Origin of the sequence: Streptomyces sp. NPDC012474 (genome assembly GCF_042955185.1) — a bacterium.
In the GTDB taxonomy this organism is placed as follows: Bacteria; Actinomycetota; Actinomycetes; order Streptomycetales; family Streptomycetaceae; genus Streptomyces; species Streptomyces cahuitamycinicus.
In genome coordinates, this window is the sequence record NZ_JBIBEP010000001.1 from 296,384 (window position 1) to 311,477 (window position 15,094).

Sequence of the window (15,094 nt, forward strand, 5' to 3'; positions counted from 1 at the left end):
GCCGATGGTCGCGGACGACGCGGTACGGGAGGACGAGAGTGCACAGTGGAGCGATACGCCGGCGGCTCGCGCTCGGACTGGCCGTGCTGACCGCCTCCGGGCTGCTCGCCGTCGCCGCCCCGGGGGAGGCGCAGGCCGCCTCCGCGCACTGTCCCGGCCGCAAGGTCCGCAGCCTGCCGTTCGCCACCGGGACCGTGCTCGTCTACAAGCGCGGCGGCTACGTCTGCGCCGTGACCCTCACCAAGAAGCCCGGCGTGAAGCGCAAGATGTCGGTGAGCGTGCAGGCGCGCGGAAACCGGCCGGTCGTCGACAAGGGCAAGTACGCCTATCACGCGGGCCCGGTGACCGTGCACGCCGGGCGCCGCTGCGTCTGGCTCAAGGGCCAGGTCGGCCGGGGAAAGTTCAGCTCCGGCTGGATCCTCTGCTGAGCCGCGCACCCCGCGACACGCCCTGCCCCGCGCACAGGGTTTTCCCTATGTCCCCTGGTGCTCCGGTGAGTTGGTCCGCTAGCTTCCGGCGCACATCTGTCTCACAGGGGAGTGCGCATGCGCAAGGCGCTCAGATGGCTGCTGGCGCTCACGGTGCTCATAGGCACACTGGGCACGGCGGGAGCGGCCACCGCCGCCGACGCCGCCGGCACCACCGACATCAAGGAGAGGCTGCTCTCCGTACCGGGCATGAGCCTGGTGGAGGAGAAGCCGTACACCGGCTACCGCTTCTTCGTCCTGAACTACACGCAGCCGGTCGACCACCGCAAGCCGTCCAAGGGCACGTTCCAGCAGCGCATCACCGTGCTGCACAAGGAGGTCTCCCGCCCGACGGTGTTCTTCACCAGCGGCTACAACGTCTCCACGACGCCCCGCCGCAGCGAGCCGACCCAGATCGTGGACGGCAACCAGGTCTCCCTGGAGTACCGCTTCTTCACCCCGTCCCGGCCCGCCCCGGCGGACTGGTCCAAGCTGGACATCTGGCAGGCCGCCAGCGACCAGCACCGCGTCTTCAAGGCCCTGAAGGGCATCTACGGCAAGAAGTGGATCTCCACGGGCGGCTCCAAGGGCGGCATGACCGCCACCTACTACGAGCGCTTCTACCCGCGGGACATGGACGGCGTCGTCGCCTACGTCGCCCCCAACGACGTGGTGAACAAGGAGGACTCGGCCTACGACCGCTTCTTCGCCCGCGTCGGAACCGAGGAGTGCCGCGACCGGCTGAACGGCGTGCAGCGCGAGGCGCTGGTGCGCCGTGAGCCGCTGGAGAAGAAGTACGCGGCCTTCGCGCAGGACAACGGCCTCACCTTCACCACCATCGGCAGCCTGGACAAGGCCTACGAGGCGACCGTCCTCGACTACGTGTGGGGCTTCTGGCAGTACAGCGGGCTGTCCGACTGCGACCAGATCCCTGCCGACGCCAAGAACGCCACCGACGACGAGATCTGGGAGTCCGTCGACACGATCTCCGGCTTCTCCGCCTACGCCGACCAGGGCCTGACGACCTACACGCCGTACTACTACCAGGCCGGCACCCAGCTCGGCGCCCCGACCATCCGCTTCCCGCACATCGAGAAGCAGTACATCCGCTACGGCTACCAGCCGCCGCGCAACTTCGTCCCCCGGGACATCCCCATGAGGTTCCAGCCGTCGGCGATGCGGGACGTGGACACCTGGGTTCGCCACAACGCCCGCCACATGCTCTTCGTCAACGGCGAGAACGACCCCTGGAGCGCTGAGCCCTTCCGCGTCGGCAAGGGCGCGAAGGACTCCTACGTCATGACCGCCCCCGGCATGAACCACGGCGCCAACGTCGCGGGCCTGGTGCCCGAGCAGAAGGCCCTGGCCACCGCCCGCATCCTCGACTGGGCCGGGGTCGCCTCCAGCTCGGTGCAGGCGGACCCGCAGGCGGCCAAGCCGCTGGCGAAGTTCGACGCCAAGCTCGACAAGCGGGACACCCGGCGTGAGATGACGCTGCGTCCGTAGGGAACGTCCCTGTCCGCGGGGGCACGCAGGGCACTCAGGGAGCACGCAAGGGACTCAGGGCACGTCCCTGTCGCGCCCGGCCGTTTCACAGCGACCGGGCGCACCCCACCGGCCGTTTCCCGCCCAGCCGGACGTACAGGGCGGTCGGGCCGGGGCAGTCGGCCCGCTCGGTGACCGCCCGGACCACCTTGTACTGCGGCTTCCGCTCGCCCTCGCCGTCGCAGGCGGTCTCGCGGACCTGCCCGTCGCCGGAGCCGTAGACGCAGTCGCCGACGATCGTGCGGGGCCCGCCCCCGCCGCCCGGGTCGCCGGGGTGCGGCGGCTGGAGGTTGCGCATACAGGCGTAGCCCTGCGGGACCGCCCCGTCGCCGTCCTCGTCGGACGAGGGGCGCTGCTCGCTGATGTGCAGGACGAAGTCGGTGGTCGCCGGGCAGCGCGGGCCGTCCCGCACCGTGCCCTCGTGCCGCGCCACCACCCGGGCCGCCGCCCGCTCACCGGCGCACGGCACCTCGGTGAAGCTCGTCGTGCCGAACGAACTGCACTCGCCGACCGCGAGGAACACCGCCCCGTACCCGGAGGGCCGGGTCGGCACCGGCGACGCCGTGGCCGTCTGGGCGGACCCGCCGGCCGCGGGATCGCCCAGCCGGCCGTCCTCCGCCACGCCGCCCGACGGGCTCTGACAGCCGGTCAGCAGCATGCCGAGCAGCGCCGCCAGGCCGCAGACCACCCCCACGGAACTTCTCTCACGCATCGCCGACCCCCCGAGTGTGCTCGCCCAGCGTGACCCGCCGTGGCGGGCGCACGCCAGGCACACGGGGCGGTTTGCGCACGTTGGGGGTGGTGCGCCCGGTCCGTGGCGTACGTCTAGTACGACAGCCCGTAGCCGATCGGGTACAGCACCTGCTCCGGATCATCCGCCCGCCGCACCGCCACCGGCAGCTTCCCGCGCGGTTTCACCCGTCCGGCGATCACCCGTGCGGCGGCCCGCAGTTCGACGTCGGTCCAGGAGTAGGAGGCCAGGCAGGCCGGCGCGGACGGCAGCTGGGCCACGTCGTACGGGTTGCGGACCGCCACGGCCACGACCGGCCTACCGGCCGCCACGAGCTGCTCCACCAGCGCCTTCTGGCCGCTGCCCGCCGTGACGTTGTACGTGGCCACCACCACCGCGTCCGCGTCCCGCGCCGCCGCGACCGCCTTCGCGATGGTCGCCGCGGAGGGGGCCGTGCCGGTCGACAGGGCCGTGGCGGTGAAGCCCAGCTCGCTCAAGGCGCCCGCGAGCACGCCGGTCGGCGGCCCCGTCGTGCCGGACGGCGAGGCCGGATCCGCCCCGACCACCAGCACCCTGGGGTCCCGGCGCCGGGACAGGGGCAGCAGCCGCCCCTCGTTGACGAGCAGTGTGGTCGTCCGTTCGGCGATCCGGTCGGCCGCCGCCAGATGCGCCCGGGTGCCGACGGTCCGGTCCACACCGGCCTGACTGACGTACGGCGAACGGAACAGCCCCAGCCGGGACTTCAGCCGCAGCACCCGCAGGATCGATTCGTCGAGCCGGGCCTCGGTGAGTTCGCCCTCGCGCACGGCGGTCAGGACGGCGTTCCAGGCGAGGTCGAGGTCGGGTGGGTTGAGGAGCTGGTCCACGCCCGCCTTCAGCGCGAGCACCGGCACCCGGTCGTCGCCGTACTTGGTGCGTACGCCCTCCATGCCGAGGGAGTCGGTGACCACGACCCCGTCGTAGCCGAGGCGTTCGCGCAGGATGCCGGTGAGGATGGGGCGGGAGAGGGTGGCCGGGTCGCCGGAGTCGTCGAGGGCCGGGACCATCAGGTGCGCGGTCATGATCGAGTCGATGCCCGTGGCGATCGCCGCCCGGAACGGCGGGGCGTCCAGCCTCTCCCACAGCTCCCGGCTGTGCGTGATGGTGGGGAAGCCGGTGTGGCTGTCCACGTTGGTGTCGCCGTGCCCGGGGAAGTGCTTGGCGGTCGCGGCGACCCCGGATCCCTGGTACCCGGCGACCTCGGCGGCCACCAGCGCGGACACCGCCCGCGGATCGGCGCCGAAGGACCGTACGCCGATGACCGGGTTGGCCGGGTTGACGTTCACGTCGGCCACGGGGGAGTAGTCCTGCCGGATCCCCATCGCCCGCAGCTCGGCGCCCGCGATCCGGCCGAGGGTGCGCGCATCGGACCGCGACCCGCCCGCGCCCACGGCCATGGCGCCCGGGAAGAGCGTGGCGGGCTCGCCCACCCGGGCGACGATCCCGTGCTCCTGGTCGGTGGAGATGAGCACGGGCAGCCCGCGCGGCAGCTCCAGGGAGGCCCGCTGGATGCCGTTGGACAGCTCGGCGATCTGGTGCGGCTCGCGGGTGTTGTGCGCCCAGGCGAAGTAGATGATGCCGCCGACCCGGTACTTCGCGACCAGCTCGGCGGCCGTGCGGACCCCGATCTCCTTGAGGTTGGCGTCGATGTCGGCCTGGTCGGGGGCGGTGGCGGAGTGGCCGTAGACCCGCATCACGAAGAGCTGGCCGACCTTCTCCGGCAGCGTCATGCGGGAGACGATGGCGCGCAGTCGGCTGTTGTCCGGGGCGGCGGCGCGCGCGGGCCCGGCGGCCGTGAGGGCGGCGGTGACGCCGGCCGTGGCGGCGAGGAGGGTGCGTCTGGAGGGCTGAGCCGTGTTTCCCGTGCTTCCCGTGCCGGTGTCGTGCACGTGCGCTCCTTCCGGAGGTGATCCGCTCGGATCCGCTGAAGGAAACTTCCAAGAGGTCACCAATATCCGGGAAGTTTCTGCCAGTCAAGGGAATGCACGGTAACCGCCCAGGGGCCGCCACCGGCGCGGTTGGAGGGGGGCGCGCCGATGGCGGCGGGTGCCGCCGGCCGCGGTACGGCGGAGAGGGTGGTCAGCGATCGCAGCCAGTGGCGAGGGCCGACACCGCACCGTGATGACTCCCCGGCGGCCGGCGATTGGACGGGGACGGTCCGGCCCGGGTTCCCGACTCGGCCCGGGTTTCCGCAAGTCGGTACGCAGGGGAAGTCACGGGGCCGGCGGGGCGGATGGGCCACCACTTCCGGCCACTGCTCACCGAGCACCCGTACGGTTTCCGCGAGGGCCGGACGCCGCGCCGCCCCGCCCGCCGCGGTGCGTACAGCCGCCGCACCGGCGTCGGACCGGGCGTACGTCGAGTCCACGGCCACCTTCAGCGTCTGATGTACGTCACCGCCGCCGCGGCCGTGGTGACCTGGGTCCGGGACGGCCGGCCGCCCTCGAACCGAGCTCCGGGCGGTCACCGAGCTCCGGGCGGTCACTGAGCTCCGCGCGGTCTAGGACGCCTCCACCAGCATCCCGGGCGGGCTGACATGGAACGTGCGGGCCCGTACGCCGAAGCCCGTGTCGCCGTCCAGGTGGCTGTCGTCGTCCCAGGTGACGATCACGCTCTCCGGCCCGTTGCCGAAGGCCGTCGCGGTGCAGGTGTGGGACCGCGTCCCCGGGTCGGCCGTGCTGACCCGCACCGGGTCGCCGAGTGAGCCCTGGCTCTCCGAGCAGACCTTGGCCATCACCGTCGGCACGGTGGCGTGGGTGTCCGCGCTCTCCTCGACCCACGCCATCAGGAAGCGCCCGCCCGGCAGCCGGGACAGGGACGGGGAGCTCCGGGTGAAGCCCCGGGGGTTGCCGGCCGTGATGTCGAAGGTCTCCGTGCCGTCGGGCTGGAAGATGCTCGCCGCGACCGTGGTCTGCGGTTTTCCCAGCTCGCTGGGCTGGATGCCCTCGATGTGCGCGACGACGAACCGTCCGCTGTCGAGCAGCGTGATCGCGTTGACCCCGGTGAAGCCGCCCACGTTGGGCTGGATCTCCCCGCCCAGCGGGTTGCCCTCGAAGTCGAAGAACCGCAGGGCGAGCCGGCCCCCGCCGATCGCCGAGGGATCGGTCGACCAGGCGACGACCACGTTGCCGTTCGTGAGGATCGAGGCGGCGGGCCTCTCGTGGAAGCCCTCGGTGGTGCTGACCGTGAACTCCGGCGTCGCCGGGCTGCCGTCCGAACGGAACCGCCGCGCGCGAATGCGCTGGTCGGGCCGTCGGCTCGCCCAGGTGACCAGCACACCGCCGTCGATCATGAACGCGAGGCACGGCCGGACCTCCGGATCCGCGTCCGCCGTGACGAGTGTCTCCGGACCGGCCTTCCGGCCCTCGGTGAACCGCTGGAGCTTCACGGACGGGCTCGGGCCGGGCGTTCCGACCGGCGTCTCCAGCCACGCGGCGAACTGGCCGCTGATCCCGGCGGACAGCACGGACGGCCACAGCGGCCGCACCCCCGGCCCGTCCGCCGGTTGCGTACTGACGGCGAACTCGTCTCCGAGCTTGTCGCCGTCGTCCGCCAGGAACTGCCCCTTGATGACGAAGTCGCTCTCGTCCGACCACAGCTCCAGGAACTGCGTGCCGAACAGGGCGTCGACGGCAGGCTGGAGCTGGTCACCGGACTTGGTGGAGTTCACGGGGAAATCAGCCATGGCTGCTCTCCGAATCGGGTTGCGAGGGGAAGAGAGAGCACTACGACCGGCCGAGTCCTTGGGAAAAGCGTGTCACGCCCGGAGGACGGGTGCATCCGGAACGGCACGGGGGCACGGGGGCAAGGGGGCGCGGGGCCACGGGGGCACGGGGCACGGAGCCACGGGGCCGCGGGGCCGCGGGGCACGGAGCCCCGGGGCACGGAGCCCCGGGGCACGGAGCCCCGGGGCACGGAGCCCCGGGGCACGGAGCCACGGGGCACGGAGCCACGGGGCACGGAGGCATGGGGCACGGGCGGCCCCGGTACGCCGCTGCCCCGGCACGCCACCGCCCCGCCCCCGGGTACGCGGGGCAGGGCAGCGGGTGTGGTGCGGGGCCGGGTCAGCGGGTGTGCTCGGTGAACCTCTTCGCCGTCTCGGCCAGGACCTCCTGGCCGTCCCGGGCCCACAGGACGTCGTTGAACAGCTCCACCTCGATGGCGCCGGTGTAGCCGGCTGCCTCCACGTGGTCCTGCCACTCCCGCATGTCGATCGACCCGTCGCCGATCTGACCGCGGCCGGTGAGGACGCCCTCCGGGAGAGGAGTCGTCCAGTCGGCGAGCTGGAAGGTGTGGATACGGTCGCCCGCGCCCGCCCGGGCGATCTGCGCGGGGGCGGTGTCGTCCCACCAGATGTGGTACGTGTCGACCGTGACGCCGACCTGGTGCGCCGGGAAGCGTTCGGCGAGGTCCAGGGCCTGGGCCAGGGTCGACACCACGCAGCGGTCCGCGGCGTACATGGGATGGAGCGGCTCGATGGCCAGGCGGACGCCGTGCCGCTCCGCGTAGGGGCCGAGTTCCGACAGGGCGTCCGCGATGCGCTCGCGGGCGCCGTGCAGGTCCTTGGAGCCCGCGGGGAGACCGCCCGAGACCAGGACCAGCGTGTCCGTGCCCAGCGCCGCCGCCTCGTCGATCGCGCGACGGTTGTCGGCCAGGGCCTTTGCCCGCTCCGCCGGGTCGATCGCCGTGAGGAACCCGCCCCGGCACAACGTCGTCACCGTCAGGCCCGCGTCCCGGACCAGCTTGGCCGTGGCCTCCAGGCCGAACGCCTGCACCGGCTCGCGCCACAGCCCCACGTTGCGGATGCCCAGGCGCGCGCAGCCGTCGGCCAGTTCCGGCAGCGACAGCTGCTTCACCGTCATCTGGTTGATGGAGAAGCGCTCCAGCGACCGTTGCGACGGCCCGCTCACTGGTCCACCCCGTACACGCTCAGCAGCGTCTTCATCCGTTCCTCCGCCAGCTTCGGGTCGGGGAACAGCCCCAGCCCGTCGGCCAGTTCGTACGCCGTCGCGAAGTGCGGCAGCGAGCGGGCCGACTGCAGGCCGCCGACCATCGTGAAGTGCGACTGGTGGCCCGCCAGCCAGGCCAGGAAGACCACACCCGTCTTGTAGAAGCGGGTCGGGGTCTGGAAGAGATGCCGGGAGAGCCCGACCGTGGGGTCCAGCAGATCACGGAAGCCCCGCACGTCGCCCCTGTCCAGGACCCTGACCGCCTCCGCCGCCAGCGGGCCCAGCGGGTCGAAGATGCCGAGCAGCGCGTGGCTGAAGCCCTGCTCGTCGCCCGCGATCAGCTCCGGGTAGTTGAAGTCGTCGCCCGTGTAGCAGCGCACGCCCTTCGGGAGCCGGCGGCGGATGTCGATCTCGCGCCGGGCGTCCAGCAGGGAGACCTTGATGCCGTCGACCTTGTCCGGGTGGGCGGCGATGACCTCCAGGAACGTGTCCGTCGCCGTGTCCAGGTCGGCCGACCCCCAGTAGCCCTCCAGGGCCGGGTCGAACATCGGGCCCAGCCAGTGCAGGACCACCGGCTCGGCCGCCTGGCGCAGCAGGTGGCCGTAGACCTCCAGGTAGTCCTCCGGCCCGGAGGCCGCCGCCGCGAGCGCCCGGGAGGCCATCAGGATGGCCTGCGCGCCGGACTCCTCGACGAGGGCGAGCTGCTCCTCGTAGGCCGCGCGGACCTCCGCGAGCGAGCCGGAGGCGATCTGGTCGGTGCCCACGCCGCAGGCGATACGGCCGCCGACCGACTTGGCCTCGGCCGCCGACCGGCGGATCAGCTCCGCCGCGCCCGCCCAGTCAAGGCCCATGCCGCGCTGGGCGGTGTCCATGGCCTCGGCGACGCCCAGCCCGTGCGACCACAGGTGGCGGCGGAAGGCGAGCGTGGCGTCCCAGTCGACCGCGGCGGGCGAGTCGGGGGAGACGTCCGCGAACGGGTCGGCGACGACGTGCGCCGCCGAGAAGACCGTACGGGACGTGAACGGCGTGCCCGGTGTCACGGCGAGGGGCTCGGTGCGCGGCTCGTACGTCCGCAACACCCCGTCGCTGCCAGGGAGTCGGATCGTCACAGCGAGATCTCCGGGACGTCGAGACGGCGGCCCTCGGCCGATGACTTCAGGCCCAGCTCGGCGAGCTGGACACCGCGGGCACCGGCCAGCAGGTCCCAGTGGTAGGGGGCGTCGGCGTAGACGTGCCGCAGGAACAGCTCCCACTGGGCCTTGAAGCCGTTGTCGAACTCGGTGTTGTCCGGGACCTCCTGCCACTGGTCGCGGAAGACCTCCGTGGCGGGGATGTCCGGGTTCCAGACCGGCTTGGGGGTGGCGCTGCGGTGCTGCACGCGGCAGTTGCGCAGGCCCGCGACCGCGGAGCCCTCGGTGCCGTCGACCTGGAACTCCACCAGCTCGTCGCGGTTGACGCGCACGGCCCAGGAGGAGTTGATCTGGGCGATCGCGCCGCCCTCCAGCTCGAAGACGCCGTACGCGGCGTCGTCGGCCGTCGCGTCGTACGGCTTGTCGTTCTCGTCCCAGCGCTGCGGGATGTGGGTGGCGGTGAGAGCCTGGACGGACTTCACCCGGCCGAACAGCTCGTGCAGCACGTACTCCCAGTGCGGGAACATGTCGACGACGATGCCGCCGCCGTCCTCGGACCGGTAGTTCCAGGACGGGCGCTGGGCCGTCTGCCAGTCGCCCTCGAAGACCCAGTAGCCGAACTCGCCGCGCACGGACAGGATCCGGCCGAAGAAGCCGCCGTCGATGAGGCGCTTCAGCTTCAGCAGGCCCGGGAGGAACAGCTTGTCCTGGACGACGCCGTGCTTGATGCCGGCCTCGTTCGCCAGCCGGGCGAGGTTCAGGGCGCCGTCGAGGCCGGTGGCGGTGGGCTTCTCGGTGTAGATGTGCTTGCCGGCCGCGATGGCCTTCTTCAGGGCCTCCTCGCGGGCGGAGGTGACCTGGGCGTCGAAGTAGATGTCGACCGTCTCGTCGGCGAGGACCGCGTCCAGGTCCGTCGAGACGTGCTCCAGCCCGTGCTTCTCGGCCAGCGCCTTCAGCGCGTGCTCCCGGCGGCCGAGCAGGATCGGCTCTGGCCACAGCACGGTGCCGTCGCCGAGGTCGAGGCCGCCCTGCTCGCGGAGGGCGAGGATGGAGCGGACCAGGTGCTGGCGGTAGCCCATGCGCCCGGTCACGCCGTTCATGGCGATTCGCACCGTCTTGCGTGTCACGTCGTTCCCTTCGTACGCGGTCGCGGCGCCGCGTACGCCTCATCCGTCACAGACGGCCCGGTGAGCCACCCGAGGACTGGTGAGCGTTGCAGCAAGCGCTTTCTATCTACGGAGAAGCTAGCCTCTGAACCGCGGTCCGGACAAGACCGTGACCAGGACGAGTTGTTCGAGGGGGCGAACAACCGGGGGTCGGGGGCTTAAGGTCTGCTCGGAACCTTGGCCATGGGTTCGTCGGGGCAGAGACCGTAGACCTGCTGATCCGCGCGGAACCATAGCCAGTGGTCTGGGTGTGTACGAGGGCGGAGACGAGACGAGATGCGCGACCGGAGGACGACGAGATGACGGTGACCCTGGCGGACGTGGCGGCCCGCGCCCAGGTCTCACCCGCGACGGTGTCGCGCGTGCTGAACGGGAACTACCCCGTGGCGGCCTCCACCCGCGAGCGGGTGCTGAAGGCCGTGGACGAGCTGGACTACGTGCTCAACGGGCCCGCGAGCTCGCTGGCCGCCGCCACCTCCGACCTGGTCGGGATCCTGGTGAACGACATCGCCGACCCGTTCTTCGGGATCATGGCGAGCGCGATCCAGGCCGAGATCGGCGGGCCGGGCGGCCGTGCGGGCGGGGAGAGACTCGCGGTGGTCTGCAACACGGGCGGCTCACCCGAACGGGAGCTGACCTACCTCACGCTGCTCCAGCGCCAGCGGGCCGCGGCCGTGGTGCTGACCGGCGGGGCGATCGAGGACGCGGCGCACCAGGCGGCGATGGACGCGAAGGTGCGGAAGCTGGTGGAGGCCGGGACGCGGGTCGTGCTGTGCGGGCGCCCGCCGGCTCCCGAGACCGGGGCGATCGCGCTGACCTTCGACAACCGCGGCGGCGGGCAGGAACTGACCGAGCACCTGCTCGGGCTCGGGCACCGGCGGCTCGGCTACATCGCGGGCCCCGAGGAGCGGACGACCACACGGCACCGGCTCGAAGGGCACCGGGCCGCGCTGGCCGCACACGGGATCGAGGAGGACCCCCGGTGGACGGTGTTCGGGCGCTACGACCGGCGGTCCGGATACGAGGCGACGCTGGAACTGCTCCGGCGTGACCCGTCGCTGACGGCGGTCGTCGCGGCGAACGACTCCGTAGCCCTGGGAGCGTGCGCGGCGCTGCGCGACTCCGGCCTGCGGATCCCGGAGGACGTGTCGGTGGCCGGCTTCGACGATCTGCCGTTCAGCATCGACGCGGTGCCGTCGCTGACGACCGTACGGCTGCCGCTGGCGGAGGCGGGGGCCCGGGCCGGGCGGATCGCGATGGGGCGGGAGGACGCGCCGCCCGGGGGGATCGCGTCGGTGCGGGGGGAGTTGATGGTGCGCGGGTCCTCCGGGGTGCCGCGGCCCTCTTGAGGCGCCGCTGGACGAGAGGGGTGGGGGGCGGGTGGGGCCGCTGCCGGCCCCACGCCCCTGCTTCGGCCTGAACGGACCCGCCGGGCCTCGTCAGCGGACGACGTCGAAGACGTTCTTCTGCAGACCGTTGGCGTAGGCCTCGTGCTCGACGAGCCGCAGCTTCTGGGTGTCCTTGTCCGTGGCGCTGAAGAGCCGCTTGCCCGCCCCCAGCAGGAGCGGAAAGACGAGCAGGTGGTAACGGTCGATCAGGCCGGCGTCCGAAAGCGACTGGTTCAGGGAGGCGCTGCCGTGGACGATGATCGGGCCGCCCTCGGTCTCCTTCAGAGCGGCGACGTCGTCCAGTGAGCGCAGGATCGTGGTCTCGCCCCAGTTCGACACCAGGTCGTCCTCGGTGAGGGTGGTGGAGACGACGTACTTCGGCATCACCTTGTAGTCGGCGAAGTCCTCCATGTCGGGCCACACCGGGCTGAACGCCTCATAGCTGGTCCGGCCCAGCATCATCGCGGTGGCCTCCTGCTGCTCCCGGCCCTTGATCTCGAACGCCTCGGGAAGGAACTCGACGTCCTTGAAGGTCCACCCGGAGTTCCGGTAGCCGGGCTCGCCGCCCGGGGCCTCCACGACGCCGTCGAGAGAGATGAAAGCGGTGCTGATCAGAGTACGCATCCTGGTTCCTCGGTATCTCGTGCCGGCTTCTCAGCGGATTTCCGTCGGTGCACGCTTCCACGAAACTCGCGGCTGCGACGCACGATCACTTCCTCTGACTGCGGAACACGGAGAAAGTCATCGGCTGTCGCCCGTCCGGATCGCCTCGTGCCTGGGCTCGGCCGCCCTGGACCGCTAGCCTCGAACCACGACTATCTCTGACTGACTGATCGTTTCAGAATGCCTTCCGGAGTCGGCGGAGGCAGATGATCGAGCAGGCAAGTTCGAGTAGACCTTGATGGAGGTCTGCTCGGCGTTCGTAGCGGATGCGGAGCCTCTTGAACTGGTGGAGCCAGGCGAAGGTGCGCTCCACCACCCACCTGGTGCGTCCGAGACCAGAACCGTGCGGGGCACCGCGCCGGGCAATCACGGGTTTGATACCGCGTTTCCACAGCAGCCGACGGTACTTGTCGAAGTCGTAGCCGCGGTCGGCGAAAAGGCGCTTGGGCCTGCTGCGGGGCCGTCCGCGCAGCCCGGGTATCGGCGGAATTGCGTCCAGCAGGGGTTCAATTCCGTCACGTCGTGACGGTTCCCTCCGGTCAGAGAGATCGCCAGCGGAGTACCGTGCCGGTCAACGATCACGTGGTGCTTGGAGCCTGGGCGGGCACGGTCAACCGGCGATGGCCCGACATGTCTCCCTCCTTTCAACGCTCTGATGTGTGAACCGTCGATCGCGCAGTCGTCCATCTCCAGCTTTCCTGCGGTCCGTAGCTCGGTCAGGAGTGCTTGATGCAGGCGCGGCCAGACACCGGCCTGGGTCCAATCGCGCAAGCGTCGCCAGCTGGTGACTCCTGAGCAACCGATCAGCCTTGCGGGCACGTCTCTCCAGGCCACTCCCTTGCGCAGGACATACACGATGCCCGCCAGTGCCACCCGGTCGGGAGTGCGCACTCGTCCGGGGGATCGATGCCTGCGCGCCGGTGGTGCGGGAAGCAAGGGCTCGACACGCTCCCACAGGTCATCGGGAACGAGATTGTCAGTCACGTGTCGAGATCTCGGCCTGGTCGAAGCGACGTGAGTGCTGTGGCTCCGGCCGGTCCCGGTCGGTACACCTTGCCCGCTCGGCCGGGGCATGCGCGGGCTGATGCCGTCGTCGGCGGCTTCCGCAGAGCTTCAGTACAACGATGCTGGTGGGGACGGTGAGGAACATCAGCGCACCGCAGCCGACGAGGACAGCGGGTGCGCTGGTCCGGTCGAGCAGGAAACCTCCGAGTGCGGCTCCGAGGGGAGAGGCTGTCAGGAGTACGGCGCTGCGCGCGGCCAGAACCGTGGTGAGGGAGTCGACGGGTGCGCGGTCCTGGATCAGGGTGAAGGAGAGCGCGGAGTAGGGGCCGTAGACGAGTCCGGCGAAAGCGAAGCCGATCAGGGAGGGGATGGCGGTGTCCGTGACTGCGAAAGGGAGCATCCCGATGCCGTGGCCCGCGATGATGCCGAGCATGGCCGGCCACAAGGGAAGCCGTCTGGCCGCGCCCAGGCCGAGGGCCCCGATGACGGCTCCGATACCGAAGGCGGCCCAGTAGGCGCCGAGCAGCCCGGCGCCGGCGTCGAGGTCGTCGGAGACGAACAGGGGAAGGGCGACTTCGACGGGGCCGAAGGCGAGGTTGAACACCCAGGTCACGAGAAGCAGGCCGAACAGTTCCGGCTGGCGGCGCAGGATACTCAGCCCGCGCTGTGTGCCGCCGGTCACTGGGGGCACCGGTGTCCGGGGCAAGGCGGTGCGACCGGTCTGGAGGGCGAGCATGGCAAACGTGGCGGCGTCCAGGCCGATGATCCATGCCGGAGATATCACTCCCACGAGAAGGCCCGCGAGGGCGGGCCCCGCGATGGTCGCGGTCCAGAGGCTGGTGCTGATCACGCTGTTGGCCGCCAGTCGCTGGTCTTCGGGGAGCAAAGGGGCGAAGAGTGCGTGCTTTCCGGCCTTGCCCCAGGCGTGCAGCAGAGAGGAGGCGCCCAGGAGCCCGACATACACGGCCGGGGTGAGCAGCCCCGCCATGTGTGCGAGCGGGACCGCCCCCAGCAGTACGGCCCGTAGCGTGGAGTCGGTGACCAGGAGCCGTCGCGCGGGCAGCCGGCGCATCCACCGGCCCAGGAGCAGTGCGCCCAGGGCGCCGGGCAGGACGTAGGCGGCGACAGCGATGCCTGCCAGCGTGCCTTGGCCACCGTCCGGGCCCAGTGCGAGCGCGAGCCACGCGACCGCGACGACGGTCATGCCGTCGCCCAGGTCGGACAACGCGAAGACCGGCAGCAGCCGCCGAAAGGTGCGGTCGGCGAACAGCAAACGGTAGGGGCCGGGCAGCAGGCGTCCCGGTGCGGCTGAGAACATGCAGGTCACAGTCGCGCTTCAAGCATGCTTGAAGTCAAGGCCGGATCGAGGAGGGGCGGGCATGCGGTATCTACCCATTGGCGAGCTCGCGGAGAAAGCCCATGTGCGGGCTTCGGCACTGCGCTATTGGGAGGAGCGCGGTCTGCTGCCCGGCGCGCGTCGCGAAGGCGGGCGTCGGGTATGGCCCGCGACCACCGTCCGCCGGGTCGCCCTGATCAAGATGGCGCAGCGGGCGGGCTTCACCCTCGCCGAGATCACGCAACTGCTGGCCGAAGACACCACGCCATCCGCAACCCGTCAATGGCGGGACATGGCCACGCGCAAGCTGCCCGAACTCGATCGTCACATCGCGCAGACCCAGGCCCTACGGCAGGCAGTTGCGGACTGCCTGGAGTGCGGTTGCATGAAATTCGATCAGTGCGTACTACTCGACACCACGGACGTGGCGCCCTGACCGCAAACGCTCGGCGGCTACGCAACTACCTGGCTCTGTCGATGAGAAGCGACAACACTCGCCCACATTTTGAAACGAACAGTGAGTCAAGTATCGGGGGTCGAAAGCCATGACCGTCCAGGACATCCGCTCCTTCAACCGCTTCTACACGAACGTCATCGGCGCCCTCGACTACGGCCGCCGGCTCTACCTTTGATCTTGGCCAGTGCTGCGGCGTTTACGCCGGGGGTGAAGGCCATC

General features: G+C 71.1%; 13 protein-coding genes and 1 pseudogene. 5 read left to right on the plus strand and 9 right to left on the minus strand.

Annotated features, from left to right (window positions below):
* The first annotated feature begins 38 nt into the window (after positions 1-38).
* Together ACFY9S_RS01295 and ACFY9S_RS01300 are read left to right on the plus strand one after the other, a co-directional pair.
* The gene (locus tag ACFY9S_RS01295; protein WP_391121207.1) at positions 39-428 is read left to right on the plus strand and encodes a hypothetical protein; all 390 of its coding nucleotides are present in this window, start codon (positions 39-41) and stop codon (positions 426-428) included.
* A 117-nt stretch (positions 429-545) separates the two neighbouring features.
* The gene (locus tag ACFY9S_RS01300) at positions 546-1,973 is read left to right on the plus strand and encodes a S28 family serine protease (protein ID WP_391121210.1); all 1,428 of its coding nucleotides are present in this window, start codon (positions 546-548) and stop codon (positions 1,971-1,973) included.
* 85 nt (positions 1,974-2,058) lie between these two features.
* Here ACFY9S_RS01300 and ACFY9S_RS01305 read toward each other — a convergent pair whose 3' ends face one another.
* A complete protein-coding gene (locus tag ACFY9S_RS01305) occupies positions 2,059-2,724 on the minus strand; it encodes a hypothetical protein (RefSeq protein WP_391121213.1) in 666 nt (221 codons plus the stop codon).
* A gap of 113 nt (positions 2,725-2,837) precedes the next feature.
* Positions 2,838-4,670 (minus strand): glycoside hydrolase family 3 N-terminal domain-containing protein, encoded by a 1,833-nt coding sequence (locus tag ACFY9S_RS01310; protein ID WP_391121216.1) that lies wholly within the window; start codon positions 4,668-4,670, stop codon positions 2,838-2,840.
* A 497-nt stretch (positions 4,671-5,167) separates the two neighbouring features.
* On the opposite strand from ACFY9S_RS01310, the gene ACFY9S_RS01315 reads away from it, so the two are divergent.
* Positions 5,168-5,269 (plus strand): SCO3870 family protein, encoded by a 102-nt coding sequence (locus ACFY9S_RS01315; protein WP_391122887.1) that lies wholly within the window; start codon positions 5,168-5,170, stop codon positions 5,267-5,269.
* Positions 5,270-5,281: 12 nt separating this feature from the next.
* On the opposite strand, the gene ACFY9S_RS01320 is transcribed toward ACFY9S_RS01315, so the two are convergent.
* The 4 genes from ACFY9S_RS01320 to ACFY9S_RS01335 form a co-directional block, all read right to left on the minus strand.
* Entirely contained in the window at positions 5,282-6,466 is a 1,185-nt protein-coding gene (locus ACFY9S_RS01320) for a hypothetical protein (RefSeq protein WP_391121219.1), read from the minus strand.
* Positions 6,467-6,845: 379 nt separating this feature from the next.
* Positions 6,846-7,643 carry a TIM barrel protein gene (locus ACFY9S_RS01325; RefSeq protein WP_391122890.1) on the minus strand — a complete coding sequence of 266 codons (798 nt, stop codon included), beginning with the start codon at positions 7,641-7,643 and terminating at the stop codon, positions 6,846-6,848.
* Between the two features lie 44 nt (positions 7,644-7,687).
* Positions 7,688-8,839 (minus strand): DUF993 family protein, encoded by a 1,152-nt coding sequence (locus tag ACFY9S_RS01330; RefSeq protein ID WP_391121222.1) that lies wholly within the window; start codon positions 8,837-8,839, stop codon positions 7,688-7,690.
* On the minus strand, positions 8,836-9,987 hold the full coding sequence (locus tag ACFY9S_RS01335) for a Gfo/Idh/MocA family oxidoreductase (RefSeq protein ID WP_391121225.1): 1,152 nt from the start codon (positions 9,985-9,987) through the stop codon (positions 8,836-8,838). The genes ACFY9S_RS01330 and ACFY9S_RS01335 overlap by 4 nt, the downstream gene beginning before the upstream one ends.
* A 338-nt stretch (positions 9,988-10,325) precedes the next feature.
* Between ACFY9S_RS01335 and ACFY9S_RS01340 the strand changes: the two genes are divergently transcribed.
* Positions 10,326-11,375: a substrate-binding domain-containing protein gene (locus tag ACFY9S_RS01340; RefSeq protein WP_391121228.1), complete on the plus strand. Its 1,050-nt coding sequence runs from the start codon at positions 10,326-10,328 to the stop codon at positions 11,373-11,375.
* 90 nt (positions 11,376-11,465) lie between these two features.
* On the opposite strand, the gene ACFY9S_RS01345 is transcribed toward ACFY9S_RS01340, so the two are convergent.
* From ACFY9S_RS01345 to ACFY9S_RS01355, 3 genes and pseudogenes are all read right to left on the minus strand, one after another.
* Positions 11,466-12,038 carry a dihydrofolate reductase family protein gene (locus ACFY9S_RS01345; RefSeq protein ID WP_391121231.1) on the minus strand — a complete coding sequence of 191 codons (573 nt, stop codon included), beginning with the start codon at positions 12,036-12,038 and terminating at the stop codon, positions 11,466-11,468.
* A gap of 214 nt (positions 12,039-12,252) precedes the next feature.
* Positions 12,253-13,151: pseudogene (locus tag ACFY9S_RS01350) on the minus strand (IS5 family transposase).
* Positions 13,054-14,400 (minus strand): MFS transporter, encoded by a 1,347-nt coding sequence (locus ACFY9S_RS01355; protein WP_391121233.1) that lies wholly within the window; start codon positions 14,398-14,400, stop codon positions 13,054-13,056. The pseudogene ACFY9S_RS01350 and the gene ACFY9S_RS01355 overlap by 98 nt, the downstream one beginning before the upstream one ends.
* A gap of 61 nt (positions 14,401-14,461) precedes the next feature.
* Between ACFY9S_RS01355 and ACFY9S_RS01360 the strand changes: the two genes are divergently transcribed.
* Positions 14,462-14,854, plus strand: coding sequence for a MerR family transcriptional regulator (locus tag ACFY9S_RS01360; RefSeq protein ID WP_391121236.1), 393 nt, complete (start codon positions 14,462-14,464; stop codon positions 14,852-14,854).
* Positions 14,855-15,094: the final 240 nt, after the last annotated feature.

Bases quoted from the DNA above. Each gene is read 5' to 3' on its own strand.
- ACFY9S_RS01345 (WP_391121231.1), bottom strand. From the start codon at position 12,038: ATGCGTACTCTGATCAGCACCGCTTTCATCTCTCTCGACGGCGTCGTG.
- ACFY9S_RS01300 (WP_391121210.1), top strand. From the start codon at position 546: ATGCGCAAGGCGCTCAGATGGCTGCTGGCGCTCACGGTGCTCATAGGC.
- ACFY9S_RS01325 (WP_391122890.1), bottom strand. From the start codon at position 7,643: ATGACGGTGAAGCAGCTGTCGCTGCCGGAACTGGCCGACGGCTGCGCG.
- ACFY9S_RS01320 (WP_391121219.1), bottom strand. From the start codon at position 6,466: ATGGCTGATTTCCCCGTGAACTCCACCAAGTCCGGTGACCAGCTCCAG.
- ACFY9S_RS01305 (WP_391121213.1), bottom strand. From the start codon at position 2,724: ATGCGTGAGAGAAGTTCCGTGGGGGTGGTCTGCGGCCTGGCGGCGCTG.
- ACFY9S_RS01315 (WP_391122887.1), top strand. From the start codon at position 5,168: ATGTACGTCACCGCCGCCGCGGCCGTGGTGACCTGGGTCCGGGACGGC.
- ACFY9S_RS01360 (WP_391121236.1), top strand. From the start codon at position 14,462: ATGCGGTATCTACCCATTGGCGAGCTCGCGGAGAAAGCCCATGTGCGG.
- ACFY9S_RS01355 (WP_391121233.1), bottom strand. From the start codon at position 14,400: ATGTTCTCAGCCGCACCGGGACGCCTGCTGCCCGGCCCCTACCGTTTG.
- ACFY9S_RS01340 (WP_391121228.1), top strand. From the start codon at position 10,326: ATGACGGTGACCCTGGCGGACGTGGCGGCCCGCGCCCAGGTCTCACCC.